At 41.4% G+C, this 17,744-nt stretch carries 16 protein-coding genes; 14 read left to right on the plus strand and 2 right to left on the minus strand.

Annotated features, from left to right (window positions below; translation table 11 throughout):
• The 5 genes from ACIQCO_RS13750 (at nucleotide 1) to spo0A (ending at nucleotide 5,711) form a co-directional block, all read left to right on the plus strand.
• Complete coding sequence (locus ACIQCO_RS13750; protein ID WP_400429381.1) at nucleotides 1-831, plus strand: TlyA family RNA methyltransferase; 831 nt, start codon at nucleotides 1-3, stop codon at nucleotides 829-831.
• A 144-nt stretch (nucleotides 832-975) separates the two neighbouring features.
• The gene (gene ahrC / locus ACIQCO_RS13755) at nucleotides 976-1,425 is read left to right on the plus strand and encodes a transcriptional regulator AhrC/ArgR (RefSeq protein ID WP_400429384.1); all 450 of its coding nucleotides are present in this window, start codon (nucleotides 976-978) and stop codon (nucleotides 1,423-1,425) included.
• 15 nt (nucleotides 1,426-1,440) lie between these two features.
• Nucleotides 1,441-3,129, plus strand: a complete 1,689-nt coding sequence (gene recN, locus ACIQCO_RS13760) for a DNA repair protein RecN (protein ID WP_400429386.1) — start codon at nucleotides 1,441-1,443, stop codon at nucleotides 3,127-3,129.
• 173 nt (nucleotides 3,130-3,302) lie between these two features.
• Complete coding sequence (gene spoIVB / locus ACIQCO_RS13765) at nucleotides 3,303-4,592, plus strand: SpoIVB peptidase (RefSeq protein WP_400429389.1); 1,290 nt, start codon at nucleotides 3,303-3,305, stop codon at nucleotides 4,590-4,592.
• Between the two features lie 327 nt (nucleotides 4,593-4,919).
• Complete coding sequence (spo0A, locus tag ACIQCO_RS13770; RefSeq protein WP_400429392.1) at nucleotides 4,920-5,711, plus strand: sporulation transcription factor Spo0A; 792 nt, start codon at nucleotides 4,920-4,922, stop codon at nucleotides 5,709-5,711.
• 39 nt (nucleotides 5,712-5,750) lie between these two features.
• Here the strand turns inward: spo0A and ACIQCO_RS13775 are convergent, their stop codons facing one another.
• Complete coding sequence (locus ACIQCO_RS13775; RefSeq protein WP_400429395.1) at nucleotides 5,751-5,900, minus strand: YycC family protein; 150 nt, start codon at nucleotides 5,898-5,900, stop codon at nucleotides 5,751-5,753.
• 37 nt (nucleotides 5,901-5,937) lie between these two features.
• Between ACIQCO_RS13775 and ACIQCO_RS13780 the strand changes: the two genes are divergently transcribed.
• Nucleotides 5,938-6,666, plus strand: coding sequence for a glycerophosphodiester phosphodiesterase (locus tag ACIQCO_RS13780; RefSeq protein ID WP_400429398.1), 729 nt, complete (start codon nucleotides 5,938-5,940; stop codon nucleotides 6,664-6,666).
• A gap of 209 nt (nucleotides 6,667-6,875) precedes the next feature.
• Here ACIQCO_RS13780 and ACIQCO_RS13785 read toward each other — a convergent pair whose 3' ends face one another.
• The gene (locus ACIQCO_RS13785) at nucleotides 6,876-7,109 is read right to left on the minus strand and encodes a DUF2627 domain-containing protein (RefSeq protein WP_400429400.1); all 234 of its coding nucleotides are present in this window, start codon (nucleotides 7,107-7,109) and stop codon (nucleotides 6,876-6,878) included.
• 189 nt (nucleotides 7,110-7,298) lie between these two features.
• Between ACIQCO_RS13785 and ACIQCO_RS13790 the strand changes: the two genes are divergently transcribed.
• The 8 genes from ACIQCO_RS13790 (at nucleotide 7,299) to ACIQCO_RS13825 (ending at nucleotide 17,698) form a co-directional block, all read left to right on the plus strand.
• Entirely contained in the window at nucleotides 7,299-9,374 is a 2,076-nt protein-coding gene (locus tag ACIQCO_RS13790) for a sigma 54-interacting transcriptional regulator (protein ID WP_400429403.1), read from the plus strand.
• Between the two features lie 131 nt (nucleotides 9,375-9,505).
• Complete coding sequence (yqiS, locus tag ACIQCO_RS13795) at nucleotides 9,506-10,411, plus strand: phosphate butyryltransferase (protein ID WP_400429405.1); 906 nt, start codon at nucleotides 9,506-9,508, stop codon at nucleotides 10,409-10,411.
• A gap of 23 nt (nucleotides 10,412-10,434) precedes the next feature.
• Nucleotides 10,435-11,544, plus strand: a complete 1,110-nt coding sequence (bcd, locus tag ACIQCO_RS13800) for a branched-chain amino acid dehydrogenase (RefSeq protein ID WP_400429407.1) — start codon at nucleotides 10,435-10,437, stop codon at nucleotides 11,542-11,544.
• A 240-nt stretch (nucleotides 11,545-11,784) separates the two neighbouring features.
• Nucleotides 11,785-12,903, plus strand: coding sequence for a butyrate kinase (gene buk / locus ACIQCO_RS13805; RefSeq protein WP_400429409.1), 1,119 nt, complete (start codon nucleotides 11,785-11,787; stop codon nucleotides 12,901-12,903).
• A 22-nt stretch (nucleotides 12,904-12,925) separates the two neighbouring features.
• Nucleotides 12,926-14,347, plus strand: coding sequence for a dihydrolipoyl dehydrogenase (lpdA, locus tag ACIQCO_RS13810; protein ID WP_400429412.1), 1,422 nt, complete (start codon nucleotides 12,926-12,928; stop codon nucleotides 14,345-14,347).
• Nucleotides 14,348-14,382: 35 nt separating this feature from the next.
• Entirely contained in the window at nucleotides 14,383-15,384 is a 1,002-nt protein-coding gene (locus ACIQCO_RS13815) for a thiamine pyrophosphate-dependent dehydrogenase E1 component subunit alpha (protein ID WP_400429415.1), read from the plus strand.
• 12 nt (nucleotides 15,385-15,396) lie between these two features.
• The gene (locus ACIQCO_RS13820; RefSeq protein ID WP_400429418.1) at nucleotides 15,397-16,380 is read left to right on the plus strand and encodes an alpha-ketoacid dehydrogenase subunit beta; all 984 of its coding nucleotides are present in this window, start codon (nucleotides 15,397-15,399) and stop codon (nucleotides 16,378-16,380) included.
• Nucleotides 16,381-16,396: 16 nt separating this feature from the next.
• Complete coding sequence (locus ACIQCO_RS13825) at nucleotides 16,397-17,698, plus strand: dihydrolipoamide acetyltransferase family protein (protein ID WP_400429421.1); 1,302 nt, start codon at nucleotides 16,397-16,399, stop codon at nucleotides 17,696-17,698.
• The last annotated feature ends 46 nt before the right edge of the window (nucleotides 17,699-17,744 follow it).

Consider the following 17,744-nt stretch of genomic DNA (forward strand, 5'->3'; position numbering starts at 1 on the left):
ATGAAAAATAAAGAACGTTTAGATGTTTTACTCGTGGAACGAGGTTTAATAGAAACAAGGGAAAAAGCAAAAAGAGCCGTCATGGCGGGTCTGGTTTATACAAATGAAGAACGGCTCGATAAACCTGGAGAAAAGGTTAAGATTGATATCCCGCTAAACATTAAGGGGAAAATGCTCCAGTATGTCAGCCGCGGTGGCTTAAAGCTTGAGAAGGCGCTGAAAATATTTAATGTCAGTGTCCTTGATAAAGTGTTATTAGATATTGGGGCTTCAACCGGCGGATTTACCGATTGCGCCCTGCAAAATGGCGCGAAAATGTCCTATGCCCTCGATGTTGGCTACAATCAGCTTGCGTGGAAGCTAAGGCAGGACGAACGTGTTGTGGTGATGGAAAGGACTAACTTTCGCTATGTAACACCTGCTGATTTAACAGGTGAAATGCCAAATTTTGCCTCAATTGATGTATCATTCATCTCGCTAAGCTTAATATTGCCTGTGTTAAAAACACTTCTTGTCCCTGGAAGTGATATTATTGCCCTTATTAAGCCGCAGTTCGAGGCTGGACGAGACCAGGTTGGTAAAAAAGGCATTGTGCGTGATGAAAAAGTACATTTACAGGTAATCGATAAAATCATTACCTTTTCCGTTCAACAAGGATTCCTTGTCGAAGATCTATCCTTTTCGCCGATCACAGGCGGTGATGGGAATATTGAATTTTTACTTCACCTTAAATGGGAAGGTGAACGGGAATCAGGCATCATTCAGCTCCCTGTTAGTCCCATGGACGTTGTTAAGGAAGCACATAATGAATTCCACACAAAGCAAGAATAAAAGGGATAGGCTGATGCCTATCCTTTTATTCGATTTATTTTAAAAGATTAAATGTACAAGGTAATAAAAATGGGCTAACATATGGGTAGATACGACATTTTAGTACAAAATACTCTAATGTTTTTAACAACTAGGGGTGAAAAAATGAATAAAGGGCAGCGTCTAATAAAAATTAGAGAGATTATTGCCGGTAATGATATTGAGACACAGGATGAGCTTGTCGATGAACTGAAAAGTGCTGGCTATAATGTAACCCAAGCAACAGTTTCACGCGATATTAAAGAATTACACTTGGTTAAAGTACCATTACTCGATGGCCGTTATAAATACAGTCTGCCGGCAGACCAAAGGTTTAATCCATTGCAAAAACTAAAACGTTCATTAGTGGACGCGTTTGTCAGGATTGATTCCGCGGGGCATTTGTTAGTCATGAAGTGCTTGCCGGGTAATGCAATGGCCATTGGAGCGCTTATCGATAATCTTGATTGGGAAGAAATATTAGGAACGATATGTGGTGACGATACCATGTTAATTATTTGTCGAACACCGGAGGATACAGAAGTCGTTACCAATCGATTCCTAGAAATGCTGTAATTGGGGGAGAGTGCCTTGTTAGCAGAATTGTCAATAAAAAATTTCGCCATTATTGAAGCCCTTTCTATCTCCTTTAATAAGGGATTAACTGTTCTAACTGGGGAAACAGGGGCAGGTAAATCGATAATAATTGATGCTATTCATTTACTTACAGGTGGCAGAGGGTCAGCAGAGTTTGTTCGTCATGGAGAGGAAAAGGCGGAAATAGAAGGATTATTTCAGCTTGAGGATTCAGACCATCCTGTAATTAAGAAGGCTTTAGACTTTGGGATCGATATTGAAGAAGAAATGGTTGTATTACGGCGTGATATTTCCCGAACAGGAAAAAGCGTTTGCCGCATAAACGGAAAGCTTGTAACGATTTCAACACTGCGGGAAATTGGACGAACCCTTGTGGATATTCATGGTCAGCATGAACATCAGGAATTGATGGATGAGACCAAACATCTCCAATTACTTGATCAATTTGGTTCGGAAGAAATCCTAGCCTCGGAAGATGAATACCTGCAAGTATTTCGGCGTTATGAACAGACATTACATAAGCTAAAAAATTTAAGTGAAAATGATCAACAGACTGCCCACCGCCTTGATTTAATTCAATTTCAATTAGATGAAATTCAAAAAGCTGAATTAAAACTTCATGAAGATGAAGTGCTTTTTGAGGAAAAAAGAAAACTGGGGAATTTTGAAAGAGTATTTGAAGCAATCCAATCTAGCTACTCTGCGCTAAATGGGGATCAAAAAGGGCTTGATTGGATTGGAATGGTTATGGGGTACCTCGAAGATGCAGCAGCGCTTGATTCAAACTATAAAGAAATTTTTGAATCCGTGTCGAATAGTTTTTATCTGTTAGAGGATGCAGCAAGCTCATTAAGAAATGAATTGGATGCTTTAGAATACGATCCGGAAAGGCTCAATGAAATTGAGAACCGCTTAAATGAAATTAACCAGCTTAAACGGAAATACGGCAAAACAATCGATGAAATTGTAGAATATGCGGCGAAAATCGAAGAAGAAATTGAAACGCTCCAAAACAAAGAAACACATATAGCTGAATTGGAAAAAGAATTAACCTCGATTAGAAAAGACTTAGTTCTTGAAGCCAAACAATTAACTGAACTTCGGCACAAATGGGCTGAAAAGCTAACACGATTAATACATAGAGAATTGAAGGAATTATATATGGCGAAAACCGTTTTTGAAATTCGGTTTGAATCTGACATTCAGCATTTTTCTAAAAACGGCGTTGACCATGTAGAGTTTTATATTTCAACCAACCCGGGAGAACCGTTGAAGCCTTTATCGAAAGTCGCTTCTGGAGGTGAGTTATCACGGATCATGCTGGCACTAAAGAGTATTTTTTCCAAGCATCAAGGTGTGACCTCGATCATTTTCGATGAAGTAGATACGGGGGTGAGTGGAAGAGTTGCCCAGTCGATTGCGGAAAAAATTTATAAAGTTGCGATTGATTCCCAGGTGTTATGTATTTCCCATTTACCTCAAGTGGCTGCTATGGCAGATACTCATTTATTTATTTCAAAAACACAAAAAGGCGGCAGAACGACAACCTCTGTCAGACCATTGAATGTTGAAGAAAAAATTAAAGAAATTGGCCGGATGATCTCCGGGGCGGAAATTACCGAACTTACGAAACAACACGCAGAGGAATTATTAAATTTAGCGGCAGAAAATAAAATAAGGTGAAATTTCAATCATTTAGAGGTAATACCGCCCATTAATTCGGGAAAAATTGTAATGCTATCCATCTCGGGTAGCTTTTTTATGTTTATACCAGTTATAAATGCTTGTGAACGAGGCAAAATTAAAGATGTAGCCATTTTTAATTGCAGTAACTAGAAGCGAGGAGAGTGAAAAGTTTGAGGTTTGAGATAATTAGAAAAATTATTGGTGGAATTCTCCTTGTTTCATTAGTTAGCCTTATTTTTTTTCAGCCTATGAGTCAATATTTAAGTATTCCAAAGACGATTACTGTTTTTGAAGGACAGGATTACACATTTAAAAAGGCTGCCCCGGTATCAGCCGTCCTAAATTCTCACAATTCAAAAAACACACTTGATCAGGAAAAACAATCGGTAACGGTTAAAGCAACTGAAAAAGGCAAGAATGAAATGCTGTTAGAATTTGCTGGTATTCCAATAAAAAAGGTCGATGTACATGTCTTAAAGGATTTTCGAGTCATTCCAGGCGGTCAGTCAATAGGTGTCAAATTAAATACAGTGGGTGTCTTAGTTGTTGGCCACCATTTAATCAATACTACAGATGGAAAAAAGTCCCCAGGTGAAATTGCAGGAATAAAAATTGGGGATATTATTACAGAAATTAACGGCAATAAAATAGAAAAAATGACCGATGTTGCTCCGTTTGTACAAACAGCAGGACAAACAGGTAAAGCTCTCGATATCTCCATAAGCAGAGAAAGTGGAAAAATAACCACCAAACTGACCCCCTTAAAGGATAAAGGGGAAAACACCTATAAGCTTGGCTTATATATTAGAGATTCAGCTGCAGGGATTGGGACAATGACCTTCATTCACCCTCAATCTAAAAAATATGGTGCCCTTGGACATGTCATTTCAGACATGGATACAAAAAAACCAATCGTGGTCGAGGATGGCCAAATAGTTCGTTCAACCGTCACTTCTATTGAAAAAGGCAGTCATGGGGATCCCGGTGAAAAGCTTGCACGCTTTTCAAATGACCGTGAAATTGTTGGGAATATCCAAAAGAATAGTCCGTTCGGAATTTTTGGAGAATTAAATGAAGAATTAAAAAATGGCGTAATGGATAAACCGCTGCCAATAGCGTTATCCCATCAAGTAAAAGAGGGACCTGCAAAGATATTAACAGTGGTGAATAACGACCGAGTAGAAGAATTTAATATCGAAATTGTAAGCACAATTCCGCAAAAGTTTCCAGCTACTAAAGGGATGGTCATAAAAGTAACCGATCCTAAGCTCCTTGAAAAAACTGGAGGAATTGTTCAAGGGATGAGCGGAAGTCCGATTATCCAAGATGGAAAGCTTGTCGGAGCCGTTACACATGTCTTTGTCAATGATCCGACCTCAGGTTATGGGGTGCATATTGAATGGATGCTGAATGAAGCTGGAATTAACATATACGAAACAGCAAAAAGCAAGGCTAGCTAATAAGAAAAGCGGAAGCGCCCGTTTAGCGCTGAAGCTGGACATTAATCAGAGCAAAGTGGGGGAATTCCCCTATTTTGCTTTTTTTCATGCAAAAAGAATATTCGACAAAATCCAGTATTATATTGGAAATAAAGCGGATTTCGTCGAAAAGAAGAGAAAAACCAAGAAAAGATAAGATTATATCACTAATTTAAGAAATATTAAAAAAATGAAAGGATTTTTTGTTGCATTGTCGAATTTGTAAATTAGAATAGAATTAAGAGATTACAGCTGATTATTGATTTTAAGATGAAATAGAGATGAGTTGAACCTGAGGAGGAACTGGAATTGAAGAAAATTAAAGTTTGTGTGGTTGATGACAATAGGGAGTTAGTTGGATTATTAGAGGATTATATTTCATCCCAAGAGGATATGGAAGTGGTTGGGATTGCCCATAATGGCCAGGAGTGTTTAGACATGTTAGGGTCAGTAGACCCTGATGTTCTTGTTTTAGATATTATCATGCCCCATCTTGATGGTTTGGCCGTGCTTGAGCGCCTGCGGGAGTTAAAAAAAGGATCACTGCCAAATGTCATTATGTTGACGGCTTTTGGGCAGGAAGATGTAACGAAAAAGGCTGTTGAACTTGGAGCCTCCTATTTTATTTTGAAACCATTTGATATGGAAAATCTCGGGAATCATATTCGTCAAGTCAGCGGTAATAGTAATTCGTTTACTCGAAAGGCCTCGTCGTCCAGCTATCGATCCCAAGTGGAACAAAAACCAAAAAATTTGGATGCAAGTATTACAAGCATCATTCATGAAATTGGTGTTCCGGCACATATTAAAGGCTATTTATACTTGCGTGAAGCCATATCCATGGTTTACAACGATATCGAGCTTCTTGGCTCAATCACGAAAGTATTATATCCGGATATTGCTAAAAAGTATAACACGACAGCAAGCCGAGTTGAGCGTGCGATTCGTCACGCCATCGAGGTTGCTTGGAGCCGCGGCAATATTGACTCCATTTCCAGCCTTTTCGGATATACTGTCAGCATGTCAAAAGCAAAACCGACCAATTCAGAGTTCATTGCCATGGTCGCCGATAAATTACGCCTTGAGCATAAGGCTTCTTGAAAGGAAGAATAAAATAAAAGGCCTCAGCAATGAGGCTTTTTATTTTGAAGAATTATTATTTTCCTTTTCCAATTCCATTATCTTTTGAATAAGAATATGTTGGGGCATATGCATAAGCTGTTCTATCGGTACCTTTAATTTTTCGGCAAGCTTGATTGCTGTTTCGGGTGATAGTTGTAAAGGTTTCATTTGGAATTCCTCCATTTTAAAGTTGGGAAGTGAAAACATGACACAGATTTTTGCACATCGCGGCTACGCTGTCACTTCTGCTGAAAATACAATGGGAGCCTTTGTTGAAGCAGAAAAGGCAGGAGCGGATGGGATAGAACTCGATGTTCAAATGACGAAAGATGGTGAACTAGTTGTTATTCACGATGAAAAAGTCGACCGAACAACGAATGGAAATGGTTTTGTCAAAGACTTTTTATATAAAGAAATTAGAAAACTAAATGCCAATAAAAAGGGTGTTAAAAAAGAGCCGATTCCAGCCCTGGCAGAAGTCCTTGAACGGATGAAGACTAACAAGCTTCTATGTAATATTGAACTAAAAAACGGTCTGTTTCCTTATGAAGGTATGGAAGAAAAAGTCATTGATCTTGTTCGAAAGTTTGGCCTTTCCGATCGGATTATTATTTCCTCTTTTAACCACTATAGTATTGTTTACAGTTATCGGCTGGCGCCGGAAATTGAAACTGCTCCGCTTTTTATTGAGGGCATTTATATGCCGTGGATTTATTCACAATCGATAAGAGCAAAAGGGATACATCCAAAACATTCTGCAATGTCAGATAAGATCATCGTTAATACGATGGCAAATGGAATTGGAGTAAGGCCCTATACCGTCAATAAAGATGCCGATATGCATCGCTTCTTTAATATTAATTGCACGGCAATTATCACGGACGATACAGTTAAGGCACTTCGAATCCGGAAACAATATGAAAAGAGACCATAGCGGCCTCTTTTCTTCCTTATTTTTTGGCTGTGTTAAAAGAGAATGTTGATTTCCGTTCCAGGCGCGAGCGGTTCGCGGGGCGGGCGGTGAGCCTCCTCGGCGCTAAAGCGCCTGCGGGGTCTCACCTGTCCCGCTGCTCCCGCAGGAGTCTCGCGCCTTCCACTCCAATCAACATTGTGGCCAAAATCAACAATATTCTTTAACACTGCCTATTTTTTAAAGCGAGTTTGGACCTTGTTTCTCTTTTGATCGCGATGAAAAATAAATCCTGCTACAAACGCAAGACCGCCGACGAAAAAGAGTAGACCCACAAGAAATTGAAGCCACAAATATGGGAATGGTGCCTGAAGAATCCCAAAGGTCATATCACGCATTAATTTTATCCCAAAAGCGGCTAAAGCTCCTGGGATCAATAATATGATAAGGGCAAAAATACGTATCATAAATAGTTCCTTCCGATTGCTAATAATAATGACAAGGTATATCTAATTATATCTCAAGAAAATTTTATTACATAGAAATAATTTGTCAAACATTGTGTTTGGTAATAAAATAGAGAGGATGAAGAAAATTGCATGTTTTTACCTGTGGGAGAATGAAAAATATTTCTTTAATTAAAAGGGGCAGAAAAAATGCAGAACGTTATGATTGTTGGGGCCGGTAAAGGCGGTACAGCAATCTTAAAAATTTTAAAAGAATCAGAAGTGTTAAAGGTCCATGTGGTAATTGATCGAAACTTTGATGCACCGGGAATTTTATTAGCCCAAGAAGAGGGGATTAAAACAGGGACCCATTGGCAGCCTTTTCTTACCGAAAATATCGATATCATCATTGAGGTAACGGGTCATGAAGCCGTCTTTCAAGAATTAAGAAATGCTAAAAAGAAAAAAACAGTATTAATTCCAGGAAGTGTTGCATTTTTACTATCGAAGCTAATGGAAGAGAAAGAAGATCTAGTCGCCAAGCATCAAAATGAATCTTATAAACAGGAACTGATTTTTAATGCTGCAAATGACGGGATGATGGTGATTGACAACCAAGGAACGGTCATCATGTTTAACAAACGCGCTGAAGAAATAATGGGAGTAAAAAAAGAGGATGCCATAGGAAAACCTGTCGTTGCAGTTATACCCACAACGAGGCTGCCGCTCATTCTTGACACTAGAAGGATAGAGGCAAACCAAGAAATGGTCCTGAGTAATGATCGGAAAATCATTACGACCCGCATTCCGATCATTGAAGAAAATGGGACGTTAATTGGCGCTTTTGCTGTCTTTAAAGATATTACAGAGGTTGTTAATCTGGCGGAGGAAATCACGGATTTAAAAGAAATCCAAACCATGCTTCAAGCGATTATCCATTCCAGTGACGATGCCATTTCTGTTGTCGATGAAAATGGCCGTGGAATCCTCATCAATCCTGCTTATACACGTATTACGGGACTCACTAAAGAGCAAGTAATCGGCCAGCCTGCTACCGCGGACATCTCTGAGGGGGAAAGTATGCATATGAAGGTGCTGAAAACCAGACGTGCTGTTCGGGGAACACCGATGAGGGTAGGTCCAAATAAGAGGGAAGTCATCGTCAATGTGGCACCGATTATCGTAAAAGGGAAATTAAAAGGCAGTGTCGGGGTAATTCATGATATGTCAGAATTGAAATCGCTAAGCCGAGAACTGAACCGGGCAAGACAAATAATCCGGAAACTAGAAGCGAAATATACCTTTGAAGATATTATCGGAAAATCTGATGAAATGATGCTTGCTCTTGAGCAGGCGAAGCTGGGGGCGAAAACACCTGCAACCGTCCTGCTAAGGGGGGAATCGGGTACTGGTAAAGAATTGTTTGCCCATGCTATCCATAATGCAAGTGATCGGAATTATAACAAATTTATCCGCGTTAATTGCGCTGCTATTTCCGAATCCTTGCTTGAGAGTGAATTATTTGGCTACGAAGAAGGGGCTTTCTCCGGAGCAATAAGAGGTGGAAAACTCGGTTTCTTCGAAGAGGCGAATAATGGCAGCATTTTTCTTGATGAGATAGGTGAGCTTTCCGCCAATACCCAGGCCAAACTGCTGAGGGTTTTGCAAGAGAATGAAATTACCCGTGTAGGCGGGACAAAGCCTATTCCCATCAATGTTAGAATCATCGCAGCAACCAATGTTAATTTGGAAAAGGGTATTGCAAAAAGCTCCTTTAGGGAAGACTTATATTATCGTTTAAACCGTATGCCAATACATATCCCGCCGTTAAGAAAACGAAAAGAAGAGATTCCTGCATTATGTGAAAGACTGATTCAAAAAATCAATCGTGATTATGGACGAAATGTCGAAGGGGTTACCCAAGCAGCATTACTGCAGTTGATGGGCTATGACTGGCCCGGGAACGTGCGGGAATTAGAAAATATCCTTGGCAGGGCGATTATATTTGTGAATTATTTTGAGACATTAATCGATGTCCATCATTTACCCGAATTAATCAATAAAAAATTAACCCATGAGCTTTCTGAAACCTATAGCAGTGCTTCTTTTACATTAAACCAATCGTTATCAGAAATGATGGATGAATACGAGGCGAAAATTATTCAGCAAACGCTTTTCCGCTTAAAGGGGAACAAAACCTTAACGGCCAAAACGCTGGGCTTGTCTGTGAGAAATCTATATTATAAACTTGAAAAATATAACCTTGAAAATAATAGCACGCAATAATTTTCATAGTATGAAAAAAGTTGCGCAGGATGAAAAAGGAATAAAGCGTTTTCAAGGGAGAAATTTTTGGCACGAATCTTGCACATTAATTTATCGGAGTTGCAGTAAGAGGAGAAAGGGTTGATGACAACTTGTTGCTTGATTCACTGATAGACAAAGCAGCCCAGGAAGGCACAAATACGGTTGCAGTTGCTGCAGCAGAAGATGCTGAAGTAATTGAAGCGGTTATCGATGCACTAGACCGAAATCTTGCTCGTTTTATCCTATTCGGTGATAAAGAGAAAATTTCTTCACTCATCGAAATGAAAAAGAACGAATGGATGAATAATAATCAGCTGAAAATTGTTGATGCTGATTCTGAAGCCATTGCGGCTGAACTAGCTGTTAAGGCTGTTTTTAACAAAGAAGCAAATGTTTTGATGAAAGGCAATATTCCAAGCAATATCCTTTTAAAGGCAGTCTTAAATAAGGAATATGGTCTAAGAACAGGGAATGTTTTATCACATGTTGCCCTTTTTGAAATTCCCGGTTATGACCAATTTACGATTGTCACGGATGCCGCAATGAATATTGCGCCTGACTTGGAACAAAAAGCACAAATTATTAAAAATACTGTTTCACTCGCAAAGGCAATTGGAATCGAAACTCCGAAAGTAGCGCCGATTGCTGCGGTAGAGGTAGTGAATCCTGCGATGCAGGCTACCGTGGATGCCGCTGCGTTAACGATGATGAATAAACGCGGTCAAATATCCGGGTGCATTGTTGACGGCCCGCTTGGGTTAGATAATGCCGTTTCAGCATTGGCTGCAGAACACAAAGGGATTTCGAGTGAAGTGGCCGGCAGAGCGGATATTTTATTGGTTCCTACAATTGAGGTTGGAAATGTGTTATATAAATCATTAATTTACTTTGCAAAGGCAAAGGTTGGAGCGGTAATTGCAGGAGCAAAAGCACCAATTGTGTTAACCTCGCGGGCCGATTCTGCGGAAAGTAAGCTTTACTCTCTTGCGTTAGCGTTATGCTGTGTGAAAAAATAGAAAGTAAAAATTCGAGGAGGAATATGAACATGGAAATCTTCAAGTACTTAGAAAAATACGATTATGAGCAAGTGGTATTCTGCCAGGATAAGCAATCAGGATTAAAAGCAATCATCGCAATTCATGATACAACGCTTGGACCTGCTTTAGGCGGAACCCGTATGTGGACATATGCATCAGAAGAAGCAGCGATTGAAGATGCCCTTCGTTTAGCAAAAGGGATGACATATAAGAATGCAGCAGCGGGATTAAATCTTGGCGGCGGTAAAACGGTCATCATCGGCGATCCTCGAAAAGATAAAAATGAAGCAATGTTCCGGGCATTTGGCCGTTATATCCAAGGACTGAATGGCCGCTATATTACTGCAGAAGATGTGGGTACAACAGTTGCCGATATGGATTTAATTCATGAAGAAACAGATTATGTTACCGGAATTTCACCAGCCTTCGGTTCATCTGGAAATCCTTCTCCAGTAACAGCGTTTGGCGTTTATCGCGGAATGAAAGCAGCAGCGAAGGAAGCTTTTGGTACTGATTCACTGGAAGGCAGAATAGTGGCGGTTCAAGGTGTTGGAAATGTTGCGTATACTCTTTGTCAATACCTGCATGAAGAAGGTGCGCAGCTGATTGTAACCGATATTAATAAAGAAGCTGTAAATCGTGCAGTAGAAGCATTTGGCGCTCTTGCGGTAGACCCGGATGAAATTTATGGTGTCGAATGTGATATCTATGCTCCATGTGCCTTAGGTGCAACCATCAATGATGAAACGATTCCGCAGCTGAAAGCAAGAGTGATTGCCGGTTCAGCTAACAATCAATTGAAAGACACCCGCCACGGGGACATCATCCACGAAATGGGTATTGTTTATGCTCCGGATTATGTAATTAATGCTGGCGGTGTTATCAATGTTGCGGATGAACTTTATGGATACAACCAAGAACGGGCAATGAAAAAGGTTGAACAGCTTTATACGACGATTGAAAAAGTAATTGAAATTTCAAAACGTGACGGCATTCCTACCTATGTTGCAGCAGATCGGATGGCTGAAGAGCGAATTGCCAGAATCCGTAATTCCAGAAGCCAATTCCTGCAAAATGGCCACCATATTTTAAGTCATAGAATCTCAAGATAATTAGAAAAGCGGAAGCACCCGTTTAGCGGCGTATGGACTGAAGCGCTTCGACTGAGATAAAGGAAACACGGTGAGCGTAGCGAACCGATGTTGACTTATCGTAGGGAGAAGAGCGAAGTCCACTAGCCGCTGGGTGCTGGAGCTGGACAGTTATCGAAGTTCATAGTAGTAAAATAATAACGGCAGGGCGCTGAATGGGAAATTCAGCGCGTTTGCCTTTAATTTAGATTGTTTTGTTAAATGGAGGTTACTACGTTGCCAGATAAGGAATATCGGATTCTCATCATCAACCCAGGCTCAACATCCACCAAGATTGGAGTCTTCGATAATGAAATTTCCATTTTTGAAAAAACCATCCGTCATGACTCAGTGATGATCAATAATTTTTCAACTATTATTGATCAATATGAATTTAGAAAAAACACTATTTTGGAAACACTGGATAATGAAGGAATTAACATTTCGAAATTATCGGCTGTTTGCGGACGAGGCGGCTTACTCCGACCGATTGAGGGCGGTACCTATGCAGTCAATGATAGGATGCTGGAGGATTTACGTTCTGCTCATACAGGACAGCACGCATCAAATCTTGGCGGTATTATTGCCTCGGAAATCGCCTCAGGCCTTAATATACCAGCGTTTATTGTCGATCCAGTCGTTGTCGACGAACTTGAACCGATTGCAAGAATCTCTGGGTTTTCCTTAATTGAAAGAAAAAGTATCTTCCATGCCTTAAACCAAAAAGCGGTGGCAAGAAGAGTGGCAAAGGAATTAGGGAAAAAATACGATAGGTTGAATCTCATAGTGACTCATATGGGTGGCGGAATAACCGTTGGTGTCCATAAACAAGGCAGGGTTGTCGATGTGAACAATGGATTGCATGGTGATGGACCATTTAGCCCTGAGCGTGCGGGGACGGTTCCTGCAGGGGATTTAATTGCTTTGTGTTTTTCAGGTGAGCATTACCGCGAAGAAATTATGAAACGGCTTGTCGGTCAAGGAGGCCTTGTCGGCTACCTTGGAACAAATGATGCGGTAGAAGTAGAGCGAAGGATTGAAGCTGGCGATGAACAGGCGCGGCTTGTTTACGACGCGATGGCCTATCAGGTTGCCAAAGAAATTGGTGCTGCAAGTTCTGTCCTGTCCGGCAAAGTAGATGCTATCATTTTAACTGGCGGACTTGCCTATGGAAAAGGCTTTGTGAAATCTATCACCGATAGGATTAATTGGATTGCTGATGTGATTGTTCACCCAGGTGAAAATGAACTCCAAGCACTTGCAGAAGGTGCACTCCGCGTTTTACGTGGTGAAGAAAACGTAAAGACATATCCAGGAAATTTTACAACAGCAAAAATTTAGCGGGAATGGGGAGGAAACATAAGTGGCACAAGAATACGATTTGGTCATTCTTGGCGGTGGAACAGGCGGCTATGTAGCTGCGATTCGCGCTTCACAGCTAGGCTTAAAAACAGCCATCGTCGAAAAAGGAAAACTTGGGGGAACCTGCCTTCACAATGGCTGTATTCCAAGTAAGGCGTTGCTAAGAAGCGCGGAAGTTTTTGCAACAGCAAAACGGGGTGAAGATTTTGGTGTTGTAACCGGCGAGGTTTCGGTTAATTTCGGAAAAGTACAAGAAAGAAAAAATAAAATTATCAATCAATTACATAAAGGTGTTCAGCATTTGATGAAGCAAGGCAAGATTGATGTTTATGAAGGGTTAGGCCGCATTTTAGGGCCATCGATTTTCTCGCCGATGCCGGGTACAATTTCAGTTGAAATGAACAATGGCGAAGATAATGAAATGCTGATTCCAAAAAATGTGATTGTCGCCACCGGGTCAAGACCAAGGACACTTCCAGGGCTTGAAATTGATGGCGAATATGTCTTATCCTCTGACGAAGCCTTACAACTTGAAGCACTGCCAAGTTCAATTATTATTGTCGGAGGCGGCGTTATTGGGATCGAATGGGCCTCAATGCTTTCTGATTTCGGGGTTGAGGTGACGGTTATTGAATATGCTGACCGGATCATTCCAACAGAAGACAAAGAAATTTCAAAGGAAATGCAGCGTTTAATGAAGAAAAAAGGGATTAAACTCGTAACAAGTGCCAAGGTTCTTCCGGAAACGCTTGTTAAGGATAACGTAGTTGCCATTTCTGCCGAGGTTAAGGGTGGAGTGAAGGAATTTAAAGCTGAGAAACTTCTCGTTTCGGTTGGGCGTCAAGCCAACACGGAGGGAATCGGACTTAATAATACAGAAATTCAAGTAGAGAAGGGCTTTATTGTAACAAATAAATTCTTTCAAACGAAGGAATCCCATATTTACGCGATTGGCGATGTAATTGGCGGCTTGCAGCTGGCCCATGTTGCCTCACATGAAGGAATCATTGCGGTAGAGCATATCGCAGGGAATGATCCGTCGCCATTTGATTACAATCTAGTTTCTAGATGTATTTATAGTAACCCAGAGGTGTCAAGTGTAGGGATTACCGAGGATCAGGCTAAAGAGAAAGGTCATAAAGTGAAGGTTGGTAAATTTTCTTTCCGAGCAATTGGGAAGGCACTTGTCTTTGGAGAATCAGATGGATTTGTAAAAATTATTGCCGATGAAGAGACCAATGATATTCTTGGGGTGCATATGATTGGTCCACACGTAACCGATATGATTACCGAAGCCGGGCTTGCGATGGTATTAGATGCAACACCATGGGAAATCGCCCACACAATCCATCCACATCCAACCTTGTCAGAGGCAATTGGTGAAGCCGCACTGGCGGTTGACGGGAAAGCGATTCATTCATAAGAATTATAGGCGAACAAATGGGAGGTAAGGAATTAATGGTAGAAAAGCGTCATGAGGCATTAGGTTTGAGTGATGAAAAAGTATTGGAAATATATGAAACGATGCTTCTAGCTCGAAGGATTGATGAACGGATGTGGTTATTGAACCGTGCCGGGAAAATCCCGTTTGTTATTTCATGTCAAGGGCAGGAAGCGGCCCAAGTAGGAGCAGCTTTTGCTCTTGACCGTGAAAAAGATTACGTGCTTCCTTATTATCGTGATATGGGTGTGGTGTTAACGTTTGGGATGACGCCAAAGGAACTAATGCTATCAGGGTTTGCCAAAGCAGAAGATCCCAACTCGGGCGGAAGACAAATGCCAGGACACTTTGGTCAAAAGAAAAATCGGATCGTGACTGGTTCATCGCCAGTTACAACTCAGGTTCCGCACGCAGTCGGTGTTGCCCTTGCCGGAAAAATGGAAAGAAAGGACCTGGTTACGTTTGTAACCTTTGGGGAAGGTTCTTCTAATCAAGGTGATTTCCATGAAGGGGCTAACTTCGCCGGTGTTCATAAACTTCCAGTTATTTTCATGTGTGAAAATAATAAGTATGCGATTTCTGTTCCAATTGAAAAACAATTAGCTTGTGAAAAGGTGTCTGATCGCGCGATTGGTTACGGGATGCCGGGGATTACTGTCGATGGGAATGATCCATTGGAAGTATACAAAGCTGTTAAAGAGGCGGCTGACCGCGGACGCCGCGGCGAGGGTCCAACATTGGTTGAAACAGTTTCTTACCGTCTTACACCGCATTCTTCTGATGATGACGACCGGTCCTACCGTGCTCCAGATGAAGTAGCAAAGGCAAAAACACAAGATCCAATCATTACGTTTGGTGCTTATCTAAAGGAAACCGGCGTTATGAATGATGAAATGGAAAAAGAAATCAATGACCGTGTGATGAAGCAGGTAAATGAAGCGACTGATTATGCTGAAAATGCTCCTTATGCAGCACCAGAAGAAGCAATGAAATATGTATATGCGGACACGGAAGAGTAAGGGGGACATATCATGGCGATCATTTCATATATAGATTCAATTACAATGGCCATTCGTGAGGAAATGGAAAGAGATCCAAAGGTTTTTGTACTCGGAGAAGACGTTGGCGTAAAAGGCGGCGTATTTAAAGCGACACAAGGCTTATATGAGCAATTTGGTGAAGAACGTGTCATCGATACACCTCTCGCAGAATCAGCAATTGCCGGTGTTGGAATCGGTGCCGCGATGTACGGCATGCGCCCAATTGCCGAAATGCAGTTTGCCGATTTTATTATGCCGGCCGTTAATCAGATTATCTCGGAAGCTGCTAAAATTCGCTATCGTTCGAATAACGACTGGAGCTGTCCGATGGTTATTCGTGCTCCTTATGGCGGCGGCGTTCATGGCGCATTATATCATTCCCAATCGGTTGAAGCAGTATTTGCCAATCAGCCTGGTTTGAAAATAGTGATGCCATCGACTCCATATGATGCGAAGGGCTTATTGAAAGCTGCGATTCGCGATAACGACCCCGTATTATTTTTCGAGCATAAACGGGCCTATCGTTTAATAAAGGGTGAGGTTCCAACAGATGATTACACCTTGCCAATTGGCAAAGCAGATGTGAAGCGTGAAGGAGAAGACATTACAGTTATTACATATGGTCTTTGCGTTCATTTTGCCCTTCAAGCTGCGGAGAAATTAGCTGGTGATGGAATTTCCGCTCATATTCTTGATTTGCGCACTGTCTATCCTCTTGATAAAGAAGCAATCATTGAAGCTGCTTCCAAGACGGGGAAAGTCCTGCTTGTGACCGAGGATAACAAAGAAGGCAGCATTATCAGTGAAGTGTCAGCGATTATAGCTGAAAATTGTTTATTTGAATTAGATGCTCCTATTAAGCGTCTAGCTGGACCGGATGTACCGGCAATGCCATATGCACCAACGATGGAAAAATTCTTTATGGTAAATCCTGAAAAGATCGAAAAAGCAATGCGCGAGCTTGCGGAGTATTGATAGGAGGTATGGAACAGTGGCAATTGAACAGATAAAAATGCCTCAGTTAGGGGAAAGTGTAACCGAAGGTACCATCAGTAAGTGGCTTGTTTCCGTAGGTGACAAAGTAAATAAATACGACCCCCTTGCAGAGGTAATGACAGATAAAGTAAATGCAGAAGTCCCGTCCTCCTTTACAGGTGTAATTAAAGAGTTAATTGCTGGTGAAGGGGATACCTTAGCAGTCGGAGAAATTATTTGTACAATTGAGATTGAAGGTAGTAATGGCGGGGAAACCCCATCTTCAAGTGGAAAGCAAGAGTCAGTTCCTGAAAAGACTGCTGCAGCCGCAGCCCAAACAGACCAAGGAAACAGAGCCCGTTACTCTCCTGCAGTGCTGAAAATTTCTCAAGAACATGGCATTGATTTAACACAGGTGTCAGGCACCGGTGCGGGTGGACGGATTACAAGGAAAGATTTGCTGAAATTGATTGAGGCGGGAACTATTCCGGCTGCAGGACAAAAGGTAGAGGCGCCGGTAGTTCCTGCAGCAGCCCCGGCTGCCAAAGAAGAAGTGGCGCAGCCTGTTTCTAGTCCAGCACAGGCGGCACCTGCGGTGAATATCCCAGTTACTGCTGGTGACATAGAAATTCCGGTAACAGGTATCCGAAAAGCGATTGCAGCTAATATGCTGCGCAGCAAGCACGAAGCACCACATGCTTGGACCATGATTGAAGTGGATGCAACTAACTTGGTTGAGTATCGAAACTCACTAAAAGACGAGTTTAAGAAAAAAGAAGGCTTTAATTTAACATTCTTTGCTTTCTTTGTGAAGGCAGTGGCACAGGCATTAAAAGAATTCCCACAAATCAATTCGATGTGGGCAGGGGAAAAAATCATCCAGAAAAAAGACATCAATATTTCGATTGCGGTTGCAACCGATGATGCACTGTATGTCCCAGTTATCAAAAATGCCGACGAAAAAACGATTAAGGGAATTGCCCGTGAAATCTCCGAGCTTGCTGTAAAGGTTAGAACAGGGAAGCTTCGATCGGAGGATATGCAGGGTGGAACATTCACCGTGAACAATACAGGCTCTTTCGGCTCTGTTCAATCTATGGGTATCATTAATTACCCGCAGGCAGCGATTCTACAGGTGGAGTCAATTGTCAAGCGCCCAGTCGTTATGAATCATGGCATGATAGCGGTTCGCGACATGGTGAATCTATGTATGTCCCTTGATCACAGAGTATTAGATGGTCTCGTTTGCGGCCGTTTCTTACAACGTGTGAAGGAAATTCTCGAAAATACTTCAAAATCAACAACTTCAATTTATTAAAAAACAAATGACCGCTGCCATTGAGGCAGCGGTTGTTTTGTTTATA

The organism is Neobacillus sp. NPDC093127 (assembly GCF_044754175.1).
GTDB lineage: Bacteria > Bacillota > Bacilli > Bacillales > Cytobacillaceae > Neobacillus.